16 protein-coding genes are annotated in these 24,693 nt (G+C 48.0%); all 16 read left to right on the plus strand.

Going from position 1 to position 24,693, the window contains the following annotated elements; genetic code table 11:
• Positions 1-47 precede the first annotated feature (47 nt).
• The 16 genes from NT073_RS24070 (at position 48) to NT073_RS24145 (ending at position 24,659) form a co-directional block, all read left to right on the plus strand.
• Complete coding sequence (locus tag NT073_RS24070; RefSeq protein WP_297378774.1) at positions 48-896, plus strand: helix-turn-helix transcriptional regulator; 849 nt, start codon at positions 48-50, stop codon at positions 894-896.
• 82 nt (positions 897-978) lie between these two features.
• On the plus strand, positions 979-1,557 hold the full coding sequence (locus NT073_RS24075) for a class I SAM-dependent methyltransferase (RefSeq protein ID WP_297378776.1): 579 nt from the start codon (positions 979-981) through the stop codon (positions 1,555-1,557).
• A complete protein-coding gene (locus tag NT073_RS24080) occupies positions 1,554-1,991 on the plus strand; it encodes an SRPBCC family protein (protein ID WP_297378778.1) in 438 nt (145 codons plus the stop codon). The genes NT073_RS24075 and NT073_RS24080 overlap by 4 nt, the downstream gene beginning before the upstream one ends.
• 14 nt (positions 1,992-2,005) lie before the next feature.
• Positions 2,006-2,800, plus strand: coding sequence for a type 1 glutamine amidotransferase domain-containing protein (locus tag NT073_RS24085; RefSeq protein ID WP_297378780.1), 795 nt, complete (start codon positions 2,006-2,008; stop codon positions 2,798-2,800).
• Positions 2,800-3,786, plus strand: a complete 987-nt coding sequence (locus tag NT073_RS24090) for an alpha/beta hydrolase (RefSeq protein ID WP_297378782.1) — start codon at positions 2,800-2,802, stop codon at positions 3,784-3,786. Before NT073_RS24085 ends, NT073_RS24090 begins: the two co-directional genes overlap by 1 nt.
• Positions 3,787-4,147: 361 nt before the next feature.
• A complete protein-coding gene (locus NT073_RS24095; RefSeq protein ID WP_297378784.1) occupies positions 4,148-5,029 on the plus strand; it encodes an AraC family transcriptional regulator in 882 nt (293 codons plus the stop codon).
• Between the two features lie 77 nt (positions 5,030-5,106).
• Positions 5,107-6,228, plus strand: a complete 1,122-nt coding sequence (locus NT073_RS24100) for an FAD-dependent monooxygenase (RefSeq protein WP_297378786.1) — start codon at positions 5,107-5,109, stop codon at positions 6,226-6,228.
• 234 nt (positions 6,229-6,462) lie between these two features.
• Entirely contained in the window at positions 6,463-8,844 is a 2,382-nt protein-coding gene (locus NT073_RS24105) for an ABC transporter permease (RefSeq protein ID WP_297380267.1), read from the plus strand.
• A 154-nt stretch (positions 8,845-8,998) separates the two neighbouring features.
• Positions 8,999-11,356 carry an ABC transporter permease gene (locus NT073_RS24110; protein ID WP_297378788.1) on the plus strand — a complete coding sequence of 786 codons (2,358 nt, stop codon included), beginning with the start codon at positions 8,999-9,001 and terminating at the stop codon, positions 11,354-11,356.
• A 235-nt stretch (positions 11,357-11,591) separates the two neighbouring features.
• Positions 11,592-13,736 carry a M3 family metallopeptidase gene (locus tag NT073_RS24115; protein WP_297378790.1) on the plus strand — a complete coding sequence of 715 codons (2,145 nt, stop codon included), beginning with the start codon at positions 11,592-11,594 and terminating at the stop codon, positions 13,734-13,736.
• 228 nt (positions 13,737-13,964) lie between these two features.
• Positions 13,965-14,303, plus strand: a complete 339-nt coding sequence (locus NT073_RS24120; RefSeq protein ID WP_297378792.1) for a helix-turn-helix transcriptional regulator — start codon at positions 13,965-13,967, stop codon at positions 14,301-14,303.
• Positions 14,304-14,313: 10 nt separating this feature from the next.
• Positions 14,314-16,956, plus strand: a complete 2,643-nt coding sequence (locus NT073_RS24125) for an ABC transporter permease (RefSeq protein ID WP_297378794.1) — start codon at positions 14,314-14,316, stop codon at positions 16,954-16,956.
• Between the two features lie 74 nt (positions 16,957-17,030).
• The gene (locus NT073_RS24130; RefSeq protein WP_297378796.1) at positions 17,031-18,764 is read left to right on the plus strand and encodes a serine hydrolase; all 1,734 of its coding nucleotides are present in this window, start codon (positions 17,031-17,033) and stop codon (positions 18,762-18,764) included.
• Positions 18,765-18,952: 188 nt separating this feature from the next.
• Entirely contained in the window at positions 18,953-19,288 is a 336-nt protein-coding gene (locus NT073_RS24135; protein ID WP_297378797.1) for a helix-turn-helix transcriptional regulator, read from the plus strand.
• A 92-nt stretch (positions 19,289-19,380) separates the two neighbouring features.
• Complete coding sequence (locus NT073_RS24140; RefSeq protein WP_297378798.1) at positions 19,381-21,993, plus strand: ABC transporter permease; 2,613 nt, start codon at positions 19,381-19,383, stop codon at positions 21,991-21,993.
• Positions 21,994-22,025: 32 nt separating this feature from the next.
• Complete coding sequence (locus NT073_RS24145) at positions 22,026-24,659, plus strand: ABC transporter permease (protein WP_297378800.1); 2,634 nt, start codon at positions 22,026-22,028, stop codon at positions 24,657-24,659.
• Positions 24,660-24,693: the final 34 nt, after the last annotated feature.

Here is a 24,693-nt window from a genome sequence, read left to right on the forward strand (position 1 = left end):
CCGGACCCGGCATTTGCGTCAGATAAAGTATTCTTTACCTTTACAAAATGTTTAAAACAATTTCCATATCATCTCTAATCAACCAACCCGATAAAGACGTTTTCTTTTGGATAGATCGATTTGAGGATATGGAAGAACCTGACAATTTGGTTTTCCCGCATAAGCATAATTTCTATGAGATTTTATGGATTACAAGTGGTAATAGTAAACAAACTATTGATTACATCGACTATGAAATAAAAGCAGATACATTGTTCTTCATTTCGCCAGGCCAATTGCATTTGTTTGAAGAATGGGAAGATATTAAAGGCTATTGCGTCCTATTCGAGGAACATTATTTTCTTCAGCTATTTCAAAATAAAAATATACTTTTCGAACTAGTGTACCTCGACAATCTATATGCAAATCCCTTTTTGACAATAGACAATAATGCCAAGTTAAAACTTGAACCAATCATTAACCTACTACGAAAAGAAAAGTCAAGCCAAACAATTCAGGCGCTATTATTTATTCTTTTAAAACAGATACAAAGCTTATATACCACTAATCAAATTCTTACAGCCTCAACACATCAGGTTGTGCTTTTCAAACGTTTCAGAAGTCTGGTTGATGAAAATTTCGGCAAAAATTGGGCATTAACTCAATACGCTAATCAGCTAAATATTACAGCCCACAATTTGAATAGTATTGTCAAATCAGTATGCAACAAAACAGCAAGTGATATTATTAAAGAACGTATTTTGCTGGAAGCTAAACAACTTTTACAGTTTTCAGACGATACAATAGCTGAAATAACCAATAGGCTAGGCTTCGAAGACAGCAGTTACTTTGCTCGCTACTTCAAAAAACACACGTCAGCTTCACCAATGGAGTTCAGGAAACAATATCTACGATAAGTACCGAAAATCCTCACATTTGTCCTGACAAGTCAGTTATTATGGCTTTTACATTTGCATTGTAACTAACTCAATGTAAATAATGCCATCCAAGAATACGACAAAAGACTTTTTAGATAATCAACGAAGTCATTGGCAGGATTGGAATATTCCTTATTCCGACGGCGAAGCGTTGTACAAACTTATTGTCGAAAATAATTTTACATCTGTTTTGGAAATTGGCACATCTTCCGGACATTCTACCATCTGGCTGTCTTATGCAATGCAGCAAACCGGTGGAAAAGTTACTACGATCGAGATAGATCAAACCCGTTACAATAAAGCAATCAAGAATTTTGAGTTAGCTGGCGTCTCTAATTTGATTGACGCCAGGCTTGGCGATGCATTACACATAATACCCACCTTAACTGAAACATTTGATTTTATCTTTTCCGATGCAACCTTAACCATTCAACCCAAAGAAAGTTACCTACTTTTTTTTAAAGCGGCAGATCCAAAATTAAGGGTTAACGGACTATACACAATGCATAATGTTACTGATGGTTTTGGCGACGATGGTCGGTTTTTTAAGTATGTAGATAATTTAGGTAACTATCAGACATCAATTATTAGAGCAAGTTCGGCGGGAATTTCTGTAAGTAAAAAAATTAAATCAAGATGATCACTCTAACCGAAAGCGTCCTCGTAAATGCACCTAAAGATGAGGTATTTGAAAAATTAATCAATCCTCAAGAGCAGTTGAAATGGAATACATTATACATAGAAGTCTCCATCGAACCGAAAGGCGAAATTAAGAATGGAACAGTAATGACCGGGAAGTTTAAAGGGTCTGGTAAAGCAACCGTACATTTCGAAAATGTCATCCCAAATCAGGAGTTTACCCATTATTCGAAACTAATGATGTTTAACCTGATCTATCTGGGAGAATTTCACCACAACTACAAAGTAGAAGATGTAAGCGGCAAAACTAAATTTACACAAACCGTTTTTCTAGAACCAAAAGGAATAGGCAAGTTACTACAAAGCACGCTGGTTAACAGTTTTAAAAAACGAATGCCCGAAAGTTTTGAGGAATTCAAAAAATACATCGAGTAAAAAAACAAAATAAGATGAAAGAAATTTTTACTGCGTTCGCAATGACCTTTTTGACAGCTACCAGCTTCGCACAATCAGGTAATCAGGCCAAATCAAATAAAAATATGAGAATCGTTTTTGTAGTATCCAATCAAGTAAAGTCAGAAACTACAGGTTACCCAATTGGGTTTTGGCTAAGTGAATTAGCACAACCTTTTTATGAATTTCAGGAGGTTGGTTACGAAGTTACTATTGCTTCGCCCGATGGCGGAAAAATTATTTTTGACAGCTGGAGTGATCCAGAAAGTCCTAATGCAAGGGAACTGGACCTAATAAGTACAGGTTTTAAACACCATCCAAAAACAGTTGCTTTGATGGAAAACACGGTTAAACTGGATGAAATAAAAGCTGAAAATTTTGATGGAATTTTTGTAGTCGGCGGCCTGGGACCCATGCAGACGTTTTACAATAATGAAAAGCTACACAAATTATTTGCCCAGTTTTATCAGGCAGGAAAGGCATCGGCAACCATCTGTCATGGCTCATCTATTTTGTTAAAAACAAAACTAAGCGACGGTAAATTACTAGCCGAAGGAAAGAAATGGACAGGCTTTTGTAATGCCGAAGAAGATATAGTTGATAAAACGGCCAAGAAGAAAATGCAACCTTTTCGGATTGAAGATGAAGCTAAGAAATTAAATACCAATTACGTGACAGGCAAAAACCCTTATAGTTCTTTTGCCGTTGCTGATGGAAACTTAATCAGTGGTCAGCAGGGGAGCAGCGGTGCAGAAACTGCTAAATTGGTTATTAACTATTTGAAGAGATAATGAAACAACTGTTTTTAAATGTGATAGTCTCTCTTGGGGCTATCACGTTTTCATTTAGCCAAAACGACATAATGAATTATAATCTGGAAAAAGTAAGCTTCAAAAGCCATGGTACCCGAGTAGTTGGTTTTTTAGGCAATCCCGGCACAAAATCACCAAAACCTGCAGTTGTAATCTTAGGGCCTATATGTTCTGTAAAAGAAATGTCACCAATACAGTATGCAACCAGGCTTGCAAAATTAGGTTTTGTTACACTTTGCTTTGACGCTCGAAATTTTGGCGAAAGTGATGGAACGCCCAGGCAGTTTGAAAGCCTGAAATTAAAAGAAGAAGATATAAAGTCGGCTGTTGATTATTTGATTTCAAATAAGGAGGTAGATACTAATAAACTATTTCTGTTAGGCATCTGCAATGGAACAAACGAAATAATTTCAGTTGCTACAGAAGACAAACGAATAAAAGCTATCAGTTTAGTTTCGGGCAATTACCTTATTAAAGAAAATATGGTTCATTTGTTGGGTGACGAAACTATCTGGAATACTCATTTACAAAGAGCCAGGCTTGCCAAAGAAAAGTTTGACAAAAAAAGGGAAGTCCAATATATAAAAATCATTGACAATACAAGTACCGATCAGCTATTGCCACAGTTACCTATTTATGAGTGGTATCATCCCTGGGAAAATAAAGCCCCTTATTTTGGTTTTCGTGGAGGCTGGAAAAACGAAGTAACAGCCATGTCAGAATGGGAAACCTTAAACTTTAATGCACTGGATTTCTCCCGAGAACTACGTGTACCAACATTATTAATCCACGGCGAAATGAGCGATGGTGGTTATGAGTACGCAAAGCGTATTTTTAATAGCATTCCAACTAAAAACAAAAAAGCTATCTGGGAGGATAAAATTATTCATTTTCAGTACTACGAAGATGCGAGCGTGATTGATAGAGCCACTGAAAATATAGCACACTGGTTTAATCAGTATTAAGTGTTACATAAGTTGGACAGATAAATAAATTGACAAAATGCGAACATCTGGCAAGGTATTGACAAAAAAAGAATTAATATATTTTGCTGAGCCAACAAAAGGTGTTGAATCGAACGGACGGCCCCGATTTTTAATTCTGTTGAGATATAGCCCTAAAAATCTGCTACTGCATCAGCCCAAAAATCGTTGAGTATTTTTATCTTTGGCTTTTATCAGGTCTGTTCATACAAAAGAATAGCCTTTCATTCAACGACGCCCCTTTCCCACCACTAGATCTTCCGATAAACCCTGCGTATAGCCTTTCGATGGGCAAAATAACTTAATCCGTTACCTCTGACCTTGCGCAGAAATTTTAGAAAAGATGCAGAATAAGGCCAGACCCATTCCCGTCGTCTCTATGGTAGACGAGTTTGGTGCAGGTATTGCCATTGAGAAAACATACCTTCCCGATTTACCCATCGTGGATAAAGCAACGTTGACTTCTTTTGACGAAGCTTACCAAGCACACCGGCACGAGGGTCATTCGTTCTTCCTGCTGGAAACCGGAACAATTACCATTGAAATTGACTTTCAAACGCTTGTGATACGATCGCCGACGGTCATCTACGTTCATCCCGATCAGGTACATCGAACCCTGGCCGCTGAAAATGTAACCGTCAGCGCCTTGACAATCAGTAACGAAAACCTAAATCCCGTTTATCTGAAACTGCTTGACGATATCACACCCGCCAAACCGCTCGTCTTGGCCAACGAAACGCTCTTTATCATTTCAGACTCGGTATCACTTTGCACAAAATTATCCGAACGCGAAAATGATAAACTATACCATTCCATGTTGAAAGATAGTTGCAACGCCTTGGTAGCATTCGTTATTTCACAGTATCTGGAGCAAGCTGAGTCAGCAGGCAAACTTTCACGAGTTGAAACAATTACCAAAGATTTTCGCAAACTTCTGGAACGTCACTACGCTACGCTCAAACGCCCTACGGAATATGCTCAGACGCTACATCTGTCTACGCCTTACCTGAACGAATGCGTCAAAAACACGACAGGTCATTCCGTTTCACACCACATACATCAGCGTATCATTCTGGAAGCCAAACGGTTGCTATATCACTCCGACAAATCGGTGAAAGAAATTGCGTCTGATTTAGGGTATGATGATTACCCGTATTTTTCGCGGTTGTTCACCAAGCTTACCCAGATGACTCCATTGACCTTTCGTAACAAAAACCGCGATTAGTCCAATACTTACTTTGTATTGGCATTTCCCGACCCTGCTACGCGCTGTTCCTTTGTGCCAACGAAAATCACAAAGCAATGGACTCGTTTAATGAAAAAAAAGTGCTCGTTACGGGCGCAAGCATAGCCGGTCTGTCAACCGCCTATTGGATGAACAAACTTGGGTATAAGGTCACTGTAGTTGAAATGGCCAGCGAACCCCGAACGGCCGGTGCGGCTATTGATATACGCGGAACTACCATAGCCATCGCCAAACGTATGGGCATTTTTGAGCCGTTAGCATCGAACAGATTGACGGTGGACTTAATTGAATTTAAACAGGCTGACGATAGCACAGCAGGTTCGATCGTATTGAAAGATCAACGCGGAGAACTTCCCAATGATGATATCGAAATTGAACGGGATACGTTCATAACTATTCTGATTGAGAAGTTAAAAGGCGAAGTTGAATTTAGCTTCAATAACAGCATTACGGCGCTTAGTGAAACAGAAAACGATATAACTGCTACGTTTAAGGATGGTTCGCAACGGTCATTCGATCTGGTGTTAGGCTGCGACGGTTCACATTCGGGTGTACGAAAAATCTGGTTCGGCCACGAAACAGAATACAGTTATTTTCTCAAAGCCTATTTTTCGATCACCATCGTCAATAAATTGTTAATAAATGAAAGAACGATGCAGTTATATAATGTGCCGGATAAGGCCATTACACTGAATGCATACAACAATAAAACCGACGTAATTTTTAGTTTCTTTTCTGAAACCGAGATTCCTTATGATTATCGTGCTATCGACCAACAACGAAAAATCATTTTGGAACAGTTTGCCGGACAGGGCTGGCGAACCGAAGAATTACTGGAAGAAGTGCAGCACTCGCACAAAATGTACTTCGATAAATTCTGCCAGATAAAAATGCCATCGTGGACAAAAGGTAGAGTGGCGTTGGTGGGTGATGCCGGTTACTGCGCGTCGCCCGCAGCCGGAATGGGTGCATCGTTGGCGATGGAAGGGGCAGCCGCTCTGGCAGATGCCTTACAAAAACACAACGGAAATTTTGAGGGAGCGTTTCAGGATTACAATAAAAACCTGCGTCCATTTATTGAGCAAGTCCAGGCCACAGCGGAATTGAATGTACGAGAAAATTTTATTCCAAGAACCGAAGAAGCTATTCGCAAGAGAAACGCACTACAAGAGTTTTAGAATAGATGCCGTTTAGCGTCTTCATGAAAAACAACCCGCCGAAGTTGCGCCGGAAAGCCCTGTCCGAATACGTACATGTCAGTACGCATTCGGACATTTCCCCTGCCCAAACTCCTCGTAACCAGCTATCTGTCAGAGTCTTTACGTTACTGGCATGACTTTAGTGTATTCATACGCACGAATTATCTGACGGCAAGGGCAGTACCGAAATCCCAGATCAACGCTTATAAAACTATGGTCCGCAACTACGTAAAAATTGCCTGGCGAAACCTTGTTCGCAACAAAGCTTTCTCTGGCATCAACTTGGCAGGACTTACCCTGGGCATGACGTGTAGTCTGCTCATTTTACTCTGGGTGCAGGACGAACGGAATGTAGATGGTTTTCACGCCAACGACAAGCATCTATACCAGATATATGAACGCCAGCATTTCGATGGAAAAGTGTATGCCAGCTATTTTACCCAGGGCTTACTGGCTGATGAACTAAAGAACACCATTCCTGAAGTACAATATGCCAGTAGCCTGGAGTGGCCTTACAGTACCACCTTCGAAGCTGGTGATAAAATCAATAAACTGAACGGGACATTTGCCGGAGCCGATTTTTTCAAGATGTTCAGCTATCCCTTCTTGCAGGGTACCCCGGCTACAGCACTGAGTCGTCCGGGCGGCATAGCCATCTCGCGCAACATGGCCGAACAGTTTTTTGGCAGCCCCGAAAAGGCTATGGGTAAATCCATCCGGTACGAAAACAAAGAAGATTTACAGATAACAGCCGTCTTCGAAAACCTACCCGCTAACTCGTCGGTACAATTTGATTATCTGAGGCCCTGGATCGACTTCTTCAAGGATAACGAATGGGCAAAAACCTGGGGCAGCACAGACCCCGTCACCTATGTGCAGCTACGCGCCGATGGCGCGGGGCAGCCAGCCGACGCGGCTCGCGTAGAAGCTAAAATCAAGGATTTTCTGTATCGGTACATACCAAAAACCAAAGGCTTTCTAGTTGAACTGGGCTTGCAGCCTTACCCGGAAAAGTACCTTCACTCGACCTTTAAAGATGGGTATCTGGATGGCGGCCGGATTGAGTATGTGCGTTTGTTCAGTATCGTAGCCATTTTCATTCTGCTCATTGCCTGCATCAACTTCATGAACTTGAGTACGGCTCGTTCGGCTAAACGGGCCAAAGAAGTGGGTGTTCGGAAAGTGATCGGAGCCGCGCGGTTATCGTTGATGGGACAGTTTGTTGGCGAGGCCATGCTGCTCACCATCCTGTCAATGTGTGTCGCCCTGATACTGGTAGCCACCCTACTCCCCGCCTTTAACACCCTCACAGGTAAAATGCTGGCGTTGCCGGTCAATGACCCTGTTTTCTGGATAAGTTTATTGGGTCTACTCCTTCTGACGGGCTTTGTAGCGGGTAGTTATCCGGCGCTCTTTCTATCGTCGCTCAATCCCATTCGGGTGTTAAAAAGCAGCCTAAAATTCAGTTCGGGAGCAACCTTTTTCCGGCAGGGCTTGGTTGTCTTTCAGTTTGGCCTGTCGATTTTGCTTATTGTTGGCACAATCGTCATTTACCAACAGATGAATTATGTTCAGACGGCAAATCTTGGATTTAACCGCGAGAATTTGGTTTATGTACCCATCGAAGGCGATTTAATGGTCAAATACGACCTCTTCAGAGAAAAAGCGGGGAAGATCGCTGGTGTTTCGATGGTATCCCGCATGCGGGAATCCCCAACCGGCATTGGTCACCACGTCGATGATATTAGCTGGTCGGGAAAAGACCCGAATTTGAGAACAGCTTTTGCCAATACGGCCGTTGGCTACGACTTTGTCAAGACCCTGAATCTTCAGTTGAAGGAAGGGCGGGATTTTTCGAGAGACTACGGTACGGACTCGCTGGGGTTCATGATTAACGAAACGGCTTTGGCTAAAATCGGCTATAAGAACCCGATTGGTAAGCCGCTGAACTGGGGGGGAGTGCACGGCACCATCATTGGCGTCCTGAAAGATTTTCACTTCAACTCCATGCGTCAATCCATTGAGCCATTGATCATTCGACTGGACCCTAAACCCAGATGGGGCACGATTCTGGTCCGTACCGAAGCGGGCCAAATCAAAGAAGCCATCACGGGTCTGGAAAAGCTTTGCACCGAGTTGAACCCTAAAACGCCCTTCACCTACCAGTTTTCCGATCAGGAATACGCAAAACTGTACCGGAGCGAACAAGTTGTCAGCCAGTTGGCTAATTGCTTCGCGTTGCTGGCTATTTTCATCTCGTGCCTGGGTTTGTTTGGTCTGGCCACCTTCACCGCCGAGCAGCGCACCAAAGAGATTGGCGTTCGGAAAGTGCTGGGGGCATCGATTGCCAGTGTCGTTGCCCTGCTCTCCAAAGATTTTCTAAAGCTGGTACTGATTGCCATTGTGATGGCTTCCCCCATTGCGTGGTGGGCGATGAATCAATGGCTGCAAAACTTTATGTACAAAGTCGATATTGAGTGGTGGGTCTTTGCGGTGGCAGGCATACTAGCCATTGGTATTGCCTTATTGACCGTCAGCTTCCAAAGTATCAAAGCGGCCCTGACAAATCCGGTGAAGTCGTTGAGAAGCGAGTAGAGCCGCAAGGTATTGCGGCTCCTGAGTGTCAGCCAAAACCATCCGGTTAAGGAGACGAGAAAGATCGCCGGTTTGCTGGTGCGGACTCTACACACGCAACGAAACAAAATTCCCGGCGTCATTGGGGTAACCATGTCCCCAACCGCTGGAAAGTATGTTCCGAAACTACATCAAAATCGCCTGGCGCAACATTACCCGAAGCAAAACCTTCTCCTTTATCAATGTGCTGGGCCTTGCTCTGGGCATGACCAGCAGCCTGCTCATTTTGCTCTGGGTGCAGGACGAACGCAGCATCGACCAGTTACACGCTAACGGCCCGAACATTTATTCGGTGCTGGAGAACCAGCAGTGGACAGGCAATGACATCAGCACCACCCCCTCCACACCCGGTCCGCTGGCGTTCGCCCTCAAAGCTGAAATTCCGGAAGTAGAGCGGACTGTTAAGGTGACCTGGGAAGAAGAGCACCTGCTTTCTGTGGGCGATAAGGCTTATAAAGAAAAGGGCCGCTACGCGAGCTCGGATTTATTTAAGATATTCTCCTTTCCCCTAGCACATGGCGACCCAAAAACTGCCATTGTAGAGCCAACGTCTATCGTTATTTCTGAAAAAGCTGCACAAAAGCTTTTCGGCCGAACCGATGTGCTTGGGCGAATGGTTCGGGTCGATAACAAGGAAGATCATAAAGTAACGGGTGTCGTGCGGGACATTCCAGAAACGTCTTCTCTTAAATTTGATTTCGTCCTACCCGAAGCTCCTTACGAGAAGGAAAACAAGTGGCTGGAGAAGTGGGACAACAACGGCATTCGTACCTACGCGCTCCTGCATCCAAATACAGATATCGACGCTCTAAATGCCAAGATCCTGAACTTTATCAAAAAGCACGACAAGAACGTAACGACCATCACGACGTTCATGTTCCCCTACGAGAAAGCCTACCTGCAATCGAAATTCACCAATGGCAAGCCCGATGGCGGGCGGATTGAATACGTCCGAATTTTCACCATCGTGGCTATTTTTCTGCTAATCATTGCCTGCATCAACTTCATGAATCTGGCTACGGCCCGCTCGGCCAAACGCGCCAAGGAAGTGGGCATTCGAAAGGTGGTGGGTGCCGAACGTTCGTATCTGGTCGGTCAGTTCGTTGGAGAAGCCGTACTGACAGCCCTCTTCTCCCTACTCATTGCCATTGTTCTGGTGCAGGTGCTGCTTTCGAGCTTCAACACCTTAACGGAGAAACACATAGAAATCCAGTATGCAAACCCGCTGTACTGGCTCACCCTGCTTGGCTTAGCCCTGATCACCGGCCTTGTTTCCGGGAGTTACCCGGCCTTATTTCTATCGTCGCTTCAACCGGTAAAGGTTTTGAAAGGTACGCTACGATTTACTGCGGGAGCCGTATTCTTCCGACAAGGGTTAGTGGTTTTCCAGTTTGCCCTCTCCTTATTGCTGATTATTGGCACCCTGATTGCCGGTCGGCAGGTCGATTACATCCGCACCAAAAATCTTGGGCTAGACCGCGAAAATGTCGTTTACATGACACTGGAAGGCGATTTACCCAAACGGTTCGACGCTTTCCGGGAAGAACTTCTACAGGCACCGGGTATTCAATCGGTATCCTCGGCAGGCAACGACCCTATGCAGATTGGCAGTTCGACCACGGGCGTTGAGTGGAAAGGTAAACCCGAAGGCGACAAAACCTTATTTAATCAGCTCCCTATCAGCTACGACTTTATCAAGACCATGAAGATCAAGCTGCTCGATGGCCGTGATTTTTCAAAGGGTACGATTACAGACAGCACCAATTATATTGTCAATGAAGAAGCGGCCCGGCGTATGGGCATGAAAACCGCCGTTGGGCAGGATTTGAAATTCTGGGGTAAGTCAGGAAAGATCGTTGGCCTGATCAAAAACTTTCATATCAATTCGTTGCGGGTAGCCATCGAGCCCCTCATCATGCGACTGGACTCCACCAACAACACACTGCTGGTGCGCACGCAACCCGGTCAGACCGAAAAGGCGCTCAAGAGCATGGAGCGGCTGGCCAAACAGTTTAACCCGGCCTACCCGTTCGACTACCAATTCGCCGACGAGAGTTTCCGGGAGCAGTACAAAAGTGAGACGCTGATTGGCACTCTGGCAAACGCTTTTGCGGTTATCGCCATTTTCATCGCCTGCCTGGGGTTGTTTGGCCTGGCCATGTTCACCGCCGAACAACGCACCCGCGAAATTGGCGTTCGCAAAGTGCTGGGGGCCTCGGTTCCTAACATCGTCGTCCTGCTCTCGAAAGACTTTTTGAAACTGGTCATGATCGCCATTTTAATTGCCTCGCCCCTGGCTTGGTGGGCTATGCACCAATGGCTGAAAGACTTCGCCTACCGCATCGACATTGAGTGGTGGGTCTTTGCGCTGGCGGGCCTGATAGCCATTGGCATTGCCCAACTCACGGTGAGTTTCCAGAGTATCAAAGCCGCTTTGATGAACCCGGTGAAGAGTTTGCGAAGCGCAGAGTAAATCAGCAAAACCATAGAATAACGCCAACACATACCGTATGTGTTGGCGTTGGCTTTTTGGAGAGTTAAGAATAGAAAATGCATACTGCAAATTCCTAACGGGAAAGGACTGAACGGGTAAGCTGATAAGCACCCACACTAACTGAATTCCAGAAAACTTTGCCACGCCGATGCTTGCGAATTGCGTATTTTTGACAAATCACTCACAGCAAATTAGCCCTTTTAACCTCAGATTCATGAATATTGGACTAACTCTTCTTGCCCTAACGACTGTGCTTACCACGTTTACATCAGGTGTTGATTCACCAATAGCGCCCGACCCCAATCCGTTTTTCAGTACGTACAATACGCCATTTGGAGTACCACCCTTTGCTCAGATAAAGCCCGAGCACTTTGAACCGGCCATCGACGAGGGCATACGGCAGCAAACAGCCGAAATCGAAATCATTACCAGGCAGAAAGCGGCACCCACCTTTGCTAACACGGTTGAGGCTCTCGAAGCCAGTGGTGACCTCCTTCGGCGGGTCAATACGGTATTGGGGAACCTCAACGGTGCCAACACCAACGATCAGCTGCAGAAAATTGCCCAGACAGTAGCCCCCAAACTGGCTAAACACAGCGATGACATTATGCTTAATCCAGCCTTGTTCGGGCGGGTAAAAGCGGTTTACGACGGTCGCGCCAAACTAAAACTATCCGGCGATCAGCAGCGTTTGCTCGAAAAAATGTACAAAAACTTTGTGCGAAACGGAGCCGCCCTAACCGCCGACAAGCAGACCCGTTTGCGCCAGATCAACGGCGATGTATCTGTACTGACGCTGAAATTCGGGCAGAATCTTCTTGCCGAAAACAATGCTTATGCCCTGGTTATCGACAAGGCCGACGACCTGAGCGGTTTGCCAGCCTCGGTTGTGGCCGCAGCCGCCGAGGAAGCAAAAAAACGTAAGCTCACGGGTACTAAGTGGGTCTTCACACTCCAGAATCCGAGTATCATGCCATTTCTACAATACGCCGATAACCGGGCTCTGCGTGAGCAACTGTTAAAGGCGTACCTCGAACGGGGTAACCACAACGACGAACACGACAACAAAGCGATCATGGCCAACATGGTGTCGCTGCGGGCCGAAAAAGCGCAGTTGCTAGGGTACGACAATCACGCAGCTTATGTGTTGGAAGAAAGCATGGCCCAAACGCCCGACAAGGTGGCTCAATTACTGAATCAACTCTGGTCGGCAACGGTGCCCGTGGCGCAACAGGAAGCCGCCGACTTACAGGCCATGATGGACAAAGATGAAAAGGCCAACCCCGGCCGGAATCAGAAACTGGCCAGTTGGGACTGGCGCTATTACGCCGAAAAACTGCGTAAAGAAAAATACGCCCTCGACGAGCAGGAACTACGTCCTTATTTTTCGCTGGAAAGTGTACGGGATGGCATTTTCATGCTGACCAACCGGCTGTATGGCCTGCGCTTCGAACGCCGTACCGATATTCCAGTCTACCACGAAGAAGCTATGGCCTACGAGGTCAAAGAAGCCGACGGACGGCACATCGGGATCATTTACATGGATTTTTTTCCGCGAGCTAGCAAGCGCGGTGGGGCCTGGATGACCAGCTACCGGCGGCAGGAAGCGGATAACGGAAAGAAAGTAACGCCCGTAGTATCCATCGTCTGCAACTTCTCGCGGCCATCGGGCGACGCCCCTGCCCTGCTCACGTTAAACGAAACCAGCACCTTTTTCCACGAGTTTGGCCATGCCCTGCATGGGCTGCTGTCCAACGTCCATTATGGGAGCCAGTCGGGTACATCGGTGCCGCGCGATTTCGTTGAACTGCCCTCGCAGATTATGGAAAACTGGGCTGTAGAGCCGGAAATGCTCCGGTTGTTTGCCAAACACTATAAAACCGGGGCCGTCATTCCCGACGTGCTGGTCGACAAGATCAAGCGGAGCAGCCTGTTCAATCAGGGCTTTGAAACGAGTGAGTATCTGGCCGCTTCGTTGCTGGACATGGCCTATCATACGCTGAAACCGGACCAGACACCGACTGATGTGCTGGCTTTTGAAAAACAGGCGATGGATAAAATTGGCCTGATCGACCAGATTCCACCGCGCTACCGAAGCACTTACTTCCAGCATATCTTCTCGGGCGGATACTCGGCGGGCTACTACAGCTACATCTGGTCGGCGGTACTTGATGCCGATGCCTTCGAGGTATTTAAACAAAAGGGATTATTCGATCCTAAATCGGCCCAGTCGTTCCGCAAAAACGTTCTTGAAAAAGGCGGCACCGAAGACCCAATGACGCTTTACCGGAAATTCCGGGGTGCCGAACCCGACATTAAGCCGCTGCTTCGTCGGCGCGGGCTCATGAAGGATGTTTAGTCCTTCGGCACGTATCCACTAAAGCGAGTAAACTAATTCTTCACTCCGTTCAACAAGCCAGCCCGATCATCGTCGGGCTGGCTTGTCCGTTTTACGGACATATGCTGTCCACAAACGGACAGTTGATTTTACCATCATACTGTAATTATTCCCATTCTGAGCAATTAAAGCACTTTTCGCTAGTTGGCACCGCATTTGTTCGACATTATCGTATAAAATCAATCGGGTATGAAACGAACCTTTCTGGGAGAGTTTGAGGAAGTAGTTTTACTAACGGTGGCCGTCCTGGGCGATGAGGCTTATGGCGTCACCATCACACAGGAGATCGAGCAGCGAACCGGGCGGTCCGTTGGCTTCAGTACCGTACATACGACCTTGCAACGTTTGGCAGAAAAAGGCTATTTATCGTCGGAGATGGGTGGTGCCACAGCTGAGCGGGGTGGTAGACGAAAACGTTTTTTCAGCGTAACAGCCGCCGGACGGAGAGCTTTACAGGAAGTGAAGCAGGTACGCGAGGAGCTATGGAGCGCGTTACCTCCGCAAACGCTGCAATTGATGGGAGGATAATCTGGCACTCATGACTCATCCACCGCGCTGGGCTCAGAAGCTGCTGGAAGCTTTGGGCCATCCCGATACACAGGAAGAGGTGCAGGGCGACCTGCTCGAACTCTACGACCACTGGGTTCAGACAATGGGCAAACGACGCGCCAACTGGCGGTATAGTCTCGCAGCTTTGAAACTACTGCGGCCACTGGCTAAACCAAAACCACAGACCTATTCACCACCCTTTACTTCACACCCCGACATGCTTCGTAATTACGTAAAAATTGCCACTCGAAACCTTGTCAGGAACAGGGTGTATTCTGCCATCAACATTGGTGGTCTGGCGTTGGGCATGGTCTGTTGCCTGCTCATTGCCCTCTACGTCTATGACGAACTGAGTTACGACCGTTTCAATGCGAATTTCGCGCACATTTATCGGGTCACCGAACGGCAAACGCAGCCCGAAGGCATTTTCGATGTGGCCGTTACACCGGGACCGCTGGCCCCTGCGCTGGAGAAAGACTTCCCCGAAGTACAGCGCACTACACGCGTTGGCCAGTGGCACGGTTTACTGACCAAAGGGCGCCGGGCCATTGAGCCCGAGCAATTTTTGATCGTTGACCCCAGCTTTTTCAGCCTGTTCAGTTATCCGCTCATCATGGGCGATACGAACACCATCTTTCACGGCCCCAACGAACTAATCTTCAGCGAAGCCACCGCCGAACGATTTTTCGGGGCCGACTGGCGGCTGAAAAACCTGCTGGGTCAGTCGATCACCCTTAACAAAGACCAGACCTTCACGCTGGTTGGCGTGGCGAAGAACCCACCCACGCAATCGCACATTCAGTTTGATGTCCTGATGCCGTTCAAATGGCTTGAACGCAATGACGAATGGAGTATGAAATGGAACAGCAACAGCTACCATACCTACCTTCAATTGCGGCCGGATGTAGCCGGGAAAGCCATAGACCCAACTGCTTTTGCCGATAAACTCCGGGGGCAGCTTAAACAATACCAATCAGGCAACGAGACGCCCTTACTGCTGCAACCTCTGTCCGACATCTACCTGTATTCCAAATTCGCCTTTGGCACCGATTACGGCAAACGCAGCGACATTACCTACATCAATATTTTCGTAGCGGTTGGCCTGATTGTGCTGCTTATTGCGGTGATCAACTTCATCAATCTGGCCACGGCGCGGGCGTCGCAGCGGGCTAAAGAAGTGGGCGTTCGAAAAAGCGTAGGAGCGCAGCGGTCGAGTCTGGTGACGCAGTTTCTGAGCGAGGCCTTATTAATGACAACCTTAGCTATGCTGGTCTCTCTGTTGCTGGCCGAACTGCTTCTGCCTGTATTTAACAATCTGGCCGAAAAAAGCATGGCGATTCCGTATCGGATGCCCGCTTTCTGGCTGGTTATTATTGGACTAACGGCCGTGGTTAGCTTACTAACCGGTCTTTACCCGGCCTTTTTCCTCTCGTCTTTCCGGCCTGTCGCCGTACTGAAAACTGGCATTGCGGGCTACTTTTCCAGTGGCCAAACGGGGCGAAACTTCCGGCAATCGCTGGTGGTGGGCCAGTTCGTGCTGTCTATTTCACTCGCGATCAGCACAGTAGTCATTTACCGGCAACTGGCGTATTTGCAAAGCACCAAACTGGGATTCGACAAATCGCACTTACTGAACGTGCGACTCAAAGGCGATCTGAAACAAAACGCGCTGCGATTCAAGACCGACGTGTCGCAATTGCCGGGGGTGGCGCAGGCATCCATGACCACGAGCAATCTGGTCGATATGAACAACAGCACGACCATTGAATGGGAAGGCCAGACGCCGAAAGACGAATTTCTCATTACGCAGATGAACGTCGACGCTGATTTTATCAGGACAACGGGCATGTCGATGGTTGCGGGCCGAAATTTTTCCGCTCAGATTACCAGCGATACGTTGTCTAAATTGGGCACCTATCTAATCAACGAAACGGCGGCCAAACGCATGGGCTGGACACCCGCCAGCGCCCTGGGAAAGAAGGTAAAATTCTGGGGAACGGATGGCACCGTCATCGGCGTAGTGAAAGACTTCCATTTTCGGCCATTGCATGTCAGCATAGAACCCTTCATTCTTCGTTTCCGGCCGAAAGAATTCTATTTTGACTTGTTAGTAAAAACAAAGCCCGGTATGGTCGCCAGTACTCTGCCCGCTATAACGTCCGTTTACAAAAAACTGGATCCGAACTACCCAATTTCTTATGGTTTCGTCGATCAGGATCTGGACAGACAATACCGATCCGAACAGCGTATTGGTCAGATCATTCTCTACTTTTCCATCCTGACAATTCTGGTTTCCTGCCTCGGCTTGTTTGGTTTGACGGCCTTCACCGCCGAACAGCGGACGAAGGAAATCGGCATCCGGAAAGTGTTGGGAGCTTCGGTCGTCAGCATCGTAGCCCTGCTCTCCAAAGACTTCCTGAAACTGGTATTGATTGCCCTTATCATCGCGTCGCCCATCGCCTGGTACGCCATGAACCGCTGGCTGCAAAGTTTTGCCTACAAAACCAGTTTTGAGTGGTGGATGCCCGCCCTGGCCGGATTAGTAGCCATTTGCATTGCCCTCCTCACGACCAGTTTTCAAAGCATTAAAGCCGCCATTGCCAACCCGGTGAAGAGTTTACGGAATGAATAATTTGTCTGGGCTTGGCCCAGGCATCACACGCAACTATTTCTCAGGCCTCGTGGCCTTTATTCTCACTACAGCTTATGCGTCTACCCCTCGCCTTTATTTCCTTACTCCTTCTCGCTTCGCCGGTCATTGCCGATGATTTGGACGACTTCATTCGTGACCAGTTACGAAAACGACATGTACCCGGTTTGTCGATCGCCATTATCCAGAATGGTAAAATTGTGAAGGCTCAAACCTACGGTTTCGCCGACAAGAAGGGAACGATACCGTTAACCACCGCCACCCTGTTTCAGGCTGGGTCCATTAGTAAATCGGTGGCGGCTGTTGGTGCGTTGTACCTGACCGAAGCAGGCAAACTATCGCTCGACGAAGACGTAAACGTGAAGCTACGCACCTGGAAAGTGCCGGAGAATGAATTTACGAAAGACAAAAAAGTAACCCTGCGCGGGTTACTCAGCCACACAACAGGACTAACCGTTCATGGTTTTCCGGGCTATGAGGTTGGTAAGTCGATAGCAACCGTCCCGCAGATTCTCGACGGCGTAGCACCTGCCAACACCGCTCCCGTTCGTGTCGATTTCGTACCCGGAACCAAATGGCGGTATTCGGGCGGAGGTTACACCGTAATGCAGCAACTCATGCTTGACGTGACCGGCAAACCCTTCCCTCAGTTTATGCAGGAAACAGTGTTGACGTCACTGGGTATGACCGAAAGTACGTATCAACAGCCCTTGCCTGCTGACAAAGCCAAACGGACCGCCAGAGGCTATTACGGCGACCGAAGCGACGTGAAAGGCCGATGGCACCTCTACCCCGAAATGGCCGCTGCCGGACTCTGGACAACACCCTCCGATCTGGCCCGTTTTGCCATTGGTATTCAACAGGCACTGGCTGGAAAATCGGGCGCGGTGCTGTCGCAACAAATGACGAAGCAGATGCTGACGGATCAGAAAGACAACGACGGGCTGGGCGTTTTTTTACAGGGCGAAGGCCACACGATGCGGTTTGGGCACGGGGGACGCGATGAGGGATTCGACGCGCAGTTCACCGCTGGTGCTGAAACCGGACAGGGTGTGGCAATCATGATCAACGCTAACGATAACTCACGCATGATGAGCCGGATTGTAGACGCCGTAGCCAAGCACTACAACTGGCCGGATTATACGACAACGAAGGTTGCTGAGCGCAAAGCGGTGGCTGTCGATGCAAAAGCACTAGCATCCTACGAAGGCCGTTACGAGTTTGCCAACAACCGTATGATCACATTCATCACCGACAAGGGACGACTGGCAACGCTCGTGGATGGTTTCGCCGACGAAGAGTTTGTATCCGAAACGCCAACTCGCTTTGTATCGGTAGACCGGGATGCCTATTTGACGTTTGCACCGGACGACACCGGAAAAATAACAGGGCTGGTATTTAAACAGGGCAAAGAGGAACGCACAATACCGCGCATCGGTCCGCTACTGAATACGTTAAAACCCAGCCAGGACCCCGACGCAGACCGTACGCGCCAGATCGAAACGGCTCTGAAGGCATCCATTCAGGGCGGTAAAAGCGTAGCTCATGTTCCTGGCATTTCGCCCGGTGCCCGCCGTGATTTTGCCGGAGGAGTGCCGGAGTTGGCAGGACTCAAGTCCATTGCGTTCATTAGCCATGAAGATGTAAAAAACTATGGCATCGAGCGGCACGATGGCAAAGTAAGTCAGATCCTGAACTATAAACTCACAACGGACAAAGCCTCGAAATACATACTGGTCTATCTGACATCGGACGGGTTAGTGACGGATTTTGATGTGGTGGACAAATAAACGTTGCTGTCGTTTCTTTTCTGTCCGCTTGTGTCCGCTCCCTGTCCGTTTTTGGACAACAGCTAGTAATAATCATTCAACGAAAAAGCCCTTCCCAGATTGGTAAGGGCTTTTTCGTTCTTTGGCACTGCATTTGACATACCGAAATAGATGAAATAAATAAAGTGTAGCGTCTTACCCTTTACCCCATGCGACGAAGTGATTTAGGCGAGTTTGAAGAGGTCGTTCTGCTGGCCGTAGCCGTATTGACCCCCAAAGCTTATTCGGTGATGATTGCCGAAGAACTGGAACGGGAAACAGGTCAGACAGTTAGCACGGGTGCCGTTCATGCCGCCCTGCAACGGCTCGAACAGAAAGGTTACCTAAGTTCTGTACTGGGCGAGGCAACCGCCGAACGGGGTGGCCGCCGGAAACGCATTTTTACCATAACAGCCCTGGGTGGGCGAGTGCTCAGCGAGGTTCAGGCAGTACGCACCCGGTTGTGGGATCGTATCATTCCAAATGTCCGACTAGAGTGGAGTTGACTATGGGAAGATAATGGATAATGTACAATGCATAACGTATCCATACAACAAGCTTTGCTCTACCCTTCATTATCCATTCTACATTATCCACTATGCTCCCGAAACGTCGGACCGCACCCCGCTTAGCTGACCGCCTGCTCAACTGGTTTTGCGCTCCTCACCTACGGGAAGAGGTGCTGGGAGATCTGCACGAACGTTATGCCTTGCGGGTGGAGCGGCTGGGCGAACGCAAAGCCCGGCAGAAGTACTGGCGCGAAGTGCTGGCCTATGTGCGACCCCGATTCATTAAACGACAACCATCTACCTACTCATACCCAACAAACACAGACATGCTACGTAATTATTTGAAAATAGCCTGGCGCAACCTTGTCAGCCAGAAAGGGTACTCATTCATCAATATTACAGGCTTAGCTGTTGGAATGGCCGTTGCCATGCTCATTGGCCTGTGGATCTATCATGAGTATTCGTATGATAAGTTTCTCCCAAACTATCAGCAGCTATACCAGGTAAAGCGAAACTATAACAGCAATGGCGACACGCTCACGTTTTCGTCTACCTCGCTCAAGTTAGCTGACGCCTTGCGTAATGAGATACCAGAGATTGACTATGTTGCCGAAAGCGATTACATAGGCTCTTCTCATGGACTCAAGGTTGGTGACAAAAAATTCTATGTGAACGGTGGCCAAATCGGAAGAGATTTTCTGAAAATGTTTCAGTATCCGCTGCTTCAAGGCGAGGCTAGTATGGCGTTAAACGATCCTTATTCCATTGTTCTTACCGAGTCGACGGCCAAAGCGCTATTTGGCAACGAAGTCCCAATGGGTAAAGTCGTCCGCTTTGATAATCAGAATGACTTGAAAGTGACCGGTATCCTGAAAGACCTCCCAAAAAATTCCTCTTTCCAATTCGAGTTCCTGGTTCCCTTTAGCTATTTCGAAGCTACAGCAAGCAACGTCCGAATGGCCCGCAGCGGCAGTTTTGGAGATAACTCCTTTCAAATTTTCGTCAAGCTCAAGCCAGGTGTAACATACGCTCAGGTAGCCCCTAAAATTGCCCTTATTGAACACACCGAGACAAATAATGTCAATGCCATGAATTCGGTGGTTATCCTACAGCCGTTGCAGAACTGGCATCTGTACTCAACTTACCAGAATGGGAAAGAAGCGGGGGGGTTCATTGATTACGTCCGTATGTTTACCATCATTGGTATCCTGGTTGTCCTCATTGCCTGCATCAACTTCATTAACCTGACCACGGCGCGGTCTACTAAGCGAGCCAAAGAAGTGGGCATTCGAAAGGCAGTTGGCTCGCAACGTCAACAGCTTGTCGGCCAATTTCTAACCGAATCATTTCTGCTCACGTTTGTAGCCTTTTTATTCTCACTACTCGTTGTACAGCTCTCACTACCTGCGTTCAATGCGTTAATTAATGGAGAGGTGTCAATTCCTTACGCCAGGGGTGAGTTTTGGCTGGCTCTGCTAAGTTGCCTGCTGATTACGGCTCTCCTAGCAGGCAGTGTACCGGCGTTTTATCTTTCTTCCTTCCAACCAGTGAAGGTACTGAAAGGCATTATGCAAGTCGGCAAAGCGGCTTCATGGCCTCGTAAAGCTTTAGTGGTAACTCAGTTTAGCTGTTCCATCGCATTGATTCTGAGCGCCGTCGTCGTTTTCCAGCAAATACGATATGCTAAAAATAGACCGACAGGCTATGACGTCAACCGCTTGATGATGACTAACATGAACAGCGAGTTGGGCGCTAATTTCACCATCCTGAAAGATGAATTGCTCAGGAACGGCATTGCCGAAAGTGTATCGCAGTCTTCGAGCCCGGCTACCGATATCTGGTGGCATTCCGATGTGGAGAAATGGCCGGGCAAAAACGCCGGTGAAACGATAGAAATGGGCACCATCGTAATAGCTAAAGACTATTTTAAAACGGTAGGCATGACACTGGCGCAGGGGCGGGTTTTCACAAGTGAAAACGATACAACCAGCGTTATTTTCAACGAAGCAGCCATGAAGCGAATGCGCTTAGCGCATCCTATCGGTCAGCTTATTGAATGGCAGGGCAAACAACTGCGAATCGTTGGTGTAATGAAGGACGCCCTTGTTCAATCGCCCTTCACCCGGGCAGACCCTGGCATGTTCCTTTGCAGGCCGGTTTCACTCAACGTTCTTTTGTACCGTATTTCACCCCGCCTGTCAACCCAAGAAGCCCTCACTCAGATGACGGCATTGTTTAACAAATACAATCCTTCTTATCCATATAGTTATCAGTTCGCCGATGTTACCTACGCAGCCAAGTTTAACCTCGAAACACTAGTCGGCAAACTGGCGGGCATTTTTGCCTGCCTGGCCATTTTCATTTCATGCCTGGGGCTCTTTGGTCTGGCTTCGTTCATGGCCGAACGGCGTACGAAGGAGATTGGCGTGCGTAAAGTACTGGGCGCATCCGTGCTGAATGTATGGGGATTGCTCTCGAAGGAATTTGTCTATCTGGTTGGCATCGCCTTTATCATAGCGTCGACGCTAGCGTACTACCTACTTTCCAACTGGCTACAGCGGTACGAATACCGGACAGAAATGTCGTGGTGGATTTTCGCCCTAACAGGTTTGGGGTCCTTGACCGTTACGTTGCTCACGGTGAGCTACCAGAGCATCAAAGCCGCCTTGCTGAATCCGGTAAAGAGTTTGAAAAGCGAATAAGGCGTATGGGCTGATCTGCTCCCACAACGATTATGAAACACCCAAAACGTCGAATCGCACCACGACTGGCCGACCGCCTGCTTAACTGGCTGGTGGCCCCACACCTGCGCGAAGAAGTGCTCGGCGATTTGCACGAACGTTATGCGCTACGGGTGCAGCGACAGGGGGAGACCAACGCCCGTTGGCGCTACTGGCGCGAAGTACTGGCCTATGTGCGCCCCTCGATGATCAGACGACAACCTCAACGATACCCTACTCCAACAACTACGACAATGCTACGCAATTATCTCAAAATCGCCCTCAGGAATCTTGTTAAGAACAAGGCATATTCAGCCATTAACATTGGCGGGCTTGCCGTAGGTATGGCCGTTGCCATGCTGATCGGGTTGTGGATTTATGATGAGCTTTCTTTCGACAAATACCACCAGAACTACAACCGTATTGGCAGGGTCATGCAAAGCGCCACATTTGAAGGGGTGTTTGGCGCTGGGAGCTATATGCCCATTCCCTTAGGCAATGAATTACGCACTGATTTTGCCGACGAATTCACCTACGTTGTCATGTCGTCCTGGAATAAGGAGCATATTCTGGCTTATGGCGACAGAAAATTCACCAAACAGGGAAGTTATCTCAGTCCGGAAGCACCGGACATGTTCACCCTGAAGATGCTGCGGGGCACACGGGCGGGACTAAAAGACCCAGCGGCTATTATGCTATCGGCGTCCGTTTCTCAGGCCCTGTTCGGGAGTGATGACCCGCTGGGGAAAATTGTAAAGATCGACAACAGGCTGAATGTAAAGGTAACAGGTGTGTACGAAGACTTGCCCTACAATACTGAGTTCAGAGACATGACCTTTATCGCACCCTGGGATTTGTATGTATCGTCGGAGGCATGGGTAAAGCAGGCGCAGGACAATGTAGAATGGAACAATAACTCCTGGCAAATACTGGCTCAGATTGCGCCTAACGCCACTTTCGATGCCGTCAACGCCAAAATTAAAGGGCTTCGGGTGAAGCATGTTCCGGAAGTGGCTCCTTACAAAGCGGACGTATTTTTGCAACCCATGAGCCGCTGGCACTTATACACCGGCTGGGATAAACAGGGCAACCTGGAAGGGCGCATTCAGTATGTCTGGCTCTTTGGTATTATTGGCCTGTTTGTGCTGCTGCTCGCCTGCATCAACTTCATGAACCTAAGCACCGCCCGGAGCGAAAAACGCGCTAAAGAAGTGGGCATCCGGAAAGCCGTCGGGTCGGTACGCTCGCAACTCATCAGTCAGTTTTTCAGTGAATCGCTGCTGGTTGCTGCGTTTGCGTTTATTCTGTCGCTGCTTCTGGTAATCCTTGCCCTTCCCCTCTTCAATGAAGTAGCCGACAAACAAGTAGGCATTTTATGGACTAGCCCCATGTTCTGGTTTTCGGGTATTGGATTCAGCCTGTTTACGGGCCTTGTTGCAGGTAGCTACCCCGCGCTTTATCTGTCTTCTTTTCAACCGATAAAAGTCCTGAAAGGTACGTTCAGGGTAGGTCGTTTTGCCAGTGTGCCCCGGCAGGTATTGGTGGTTGTCCAGTTTACGGTATCGGTTACGCTCATCATTGGCACCATCCTGGTTTTTCGCCAGATTCAGTATGCCAAAAATCGTCCGATTGGCTACGACCGTAATGGGCTGATTACGATCACCATGAACACGCCCGAGTTGCACGACCATTATAACACTCTTAGAGAGGAACTACTACGAACAGGTGCTGTAGTAGACATGTCTACCTCATCGACGCCCGCAACGGATTTGAACTCACGAAATGGCGGATTCGACTGGGAAGGCAAAGACCCGAATTTTAAGGTACAATTCGGAACAATTGCCGTAACCCACGACTTCGGTAAAACAGTGGGCTGGCAGTTCAAAGAGGGCCGCGATTTTTCCCGAGCTTTCTCCACCGATTCAGCGGCACTCGTTATGAACGAAACGGCAGTGAAGTACATGAACCTGAAAACCGGCTCGCCGGTGGGCATGATCGTCAAATGGAATGGCAAACCCATGCGGGTGCTGGGTGTTGTCAAAGACATGGTGATGGGATCGCCGTTCGAACCGGTTTATCAGACGGTTTTTCTGCTGGATTATGGCTGGGCGGGTGTTATCAATATCAAACTGAATCCAGCGCAGAGCGCGTCGGAGTCGCTGGCTAAAATTGAAACCATATTCCAAAAATTCAATCCCGGCAGCCCGTTCGATTATAAATTCACCGATCAGCAGTATGCCCTAAAATTTGCTACCGAAGAGCGGATTGGCAAGCTGGCTTCGGTCTTCGCGCTACTCGCCGTCTTTATCAGTTGCCTGGGCATATTTGGTTTGGCCTCTTTTGTCGCTGAACAGCGCACCAAAGAGCTGGGTGTTCGCAAAGTGCTGGGAGCGTCGGTCTTCAGCTTGTGGAGCTTACTCTCGAAAGATTTTGTATTGTTGGTCGCTATTGGCTTTGGTATCGCTACGCCCTTCGCCTACTATTTCCTGAGCAACTGGCTCCAGAAATATGAATACCGAACCGATATATCCTGGTGGATTTTTGCGGTAACAGGCGCAGGAGCATTGGTCATTACGTTGCTCACGGTGAGCTACCAGAGCATTAAAGCCGCGTTGATGAACCCGGTCACCTCGCTACGATCGGAATGACAATGTAAAATGGATAATTTATCCCTCGGTAACC

The sequence above is a fragment of the Spirosoma sp. genome (assembly GCF_026391055.1).
In the GTDB taxonomy this organism is placed as follows: Bacteria; Bacteroidota; Bacteroidia; order Cytophagales; family Spirosomataceae; genus Spirosoma.

Bases quoted from the DNA above. Each gene is read 5' to 3' on its own strand.
- NT073_RS24070 (WP_297378774.1), top strand. From the start codon at position 48: ATGTTTAAAACAATTTCCATATCATCTCTAATCAACCAACCCGATAAA.
- NT073_RS24075 (WP_297378776.1), top strand. From the start codon at position 979: ATGCCATCCAAGAATACGACAAAAGACTTTTTAGATAATCAACGAAGT.
- NT073_RS24080 (WP_297378778.1), top strand. From the start codon at position 1,554: ATGATCACTCTAACCGAAAGCGTCCTCGTAAATGCACCTAAAGATGAG.
- NT073_RS24085 (WP_297378780.1), top strand. From the start codon at position 2,006: ATGAAAGAAATTTTTACTGCGTTCGCAATGACCTTTTTGACAGCTACC.
- NT073_RS24090 (WP_297378782.1), top strand. From the start codon at position 2,800: ATGAAACAACTGTTTTTAAATGTGATAGTCTCTCTTGGGGCTATCACG.
- NT073_RS24095 (WP_297378784.1), top strand. From the start codon at position 4,148: ATGCAGAATAAGGCCAGACCCATTCCCGTCGTCTCTATGGTAGACGAG.
- NT073_RS24100 (WP_297378786.1), top strand. From the start codon at position 5,107: ATGGACTCGTTTAATGAAAAAAAAGTGCTCGTTACGGGCGCAAGCATA.
- NT073_RS24105 (WP_297380267.1), top strand. From the start codon at position 6,463: ATGGTCCGCAACTACGTAAAAATTGCCTGGCGAAACCTTGTTCGCAAC.
- NT073_RS24110 (WP_297378788.1), top strand. From the start codon at position 8,999: ATGTTCCGAAACTACATCAAAATCGCCTGGCGCAACATTACCCGAAGC.
- NT073_RS24115 (WP_297378790.1), top strand. From the start codon at position 11,592: ATGAATATTGGACTAACTCTTCTTGCCCTAACGACTGTGCTTACCACG.
- NT073_RS24120 (WP_297378792.1), top strand. From the start codon at position 13,965: ATGAAACGAACCTTTCTGGGAGAGTTTGAGGAAGTAGTTTTACTAACG.
- NT073_RS24125 (WP_297378794.1), top strand. From the start codon at position 14,314: ATGACTCATCCACCGCGCTGGGCTCAGAAGCTGCTGGAAGCTTTGGGC.
- NT073_RS24130 (WP_297378796.1), top strand. From the start codon at position 17,031: ATGCGTCTACCCCTCGCCTTTATTTCCTTACTCCTTCTCGCTTCGCCG.
- NT073_RS24135 (WP_297378797.1), top strand. From the start codon at position 18,953: ATGCGACGAAGTGATTTAGGCGAGTTTGAAGAGGTCGTTCTGCTGGCC.
- NT073_RS24140 (WP_297378798.1), top strand. From the start codon at position 19,381: ATGCTCCCGAAACGTCGGACCGCACCCCGCTTAGCTGACCGCCTGCTC.
- NT073_RS24145 (WP_297378800.1), top strand. From the start codon at position 22,026: ATGAAACACCCAAAACGTCGAATCGCACCACGACTGGCCGACCGCCTG.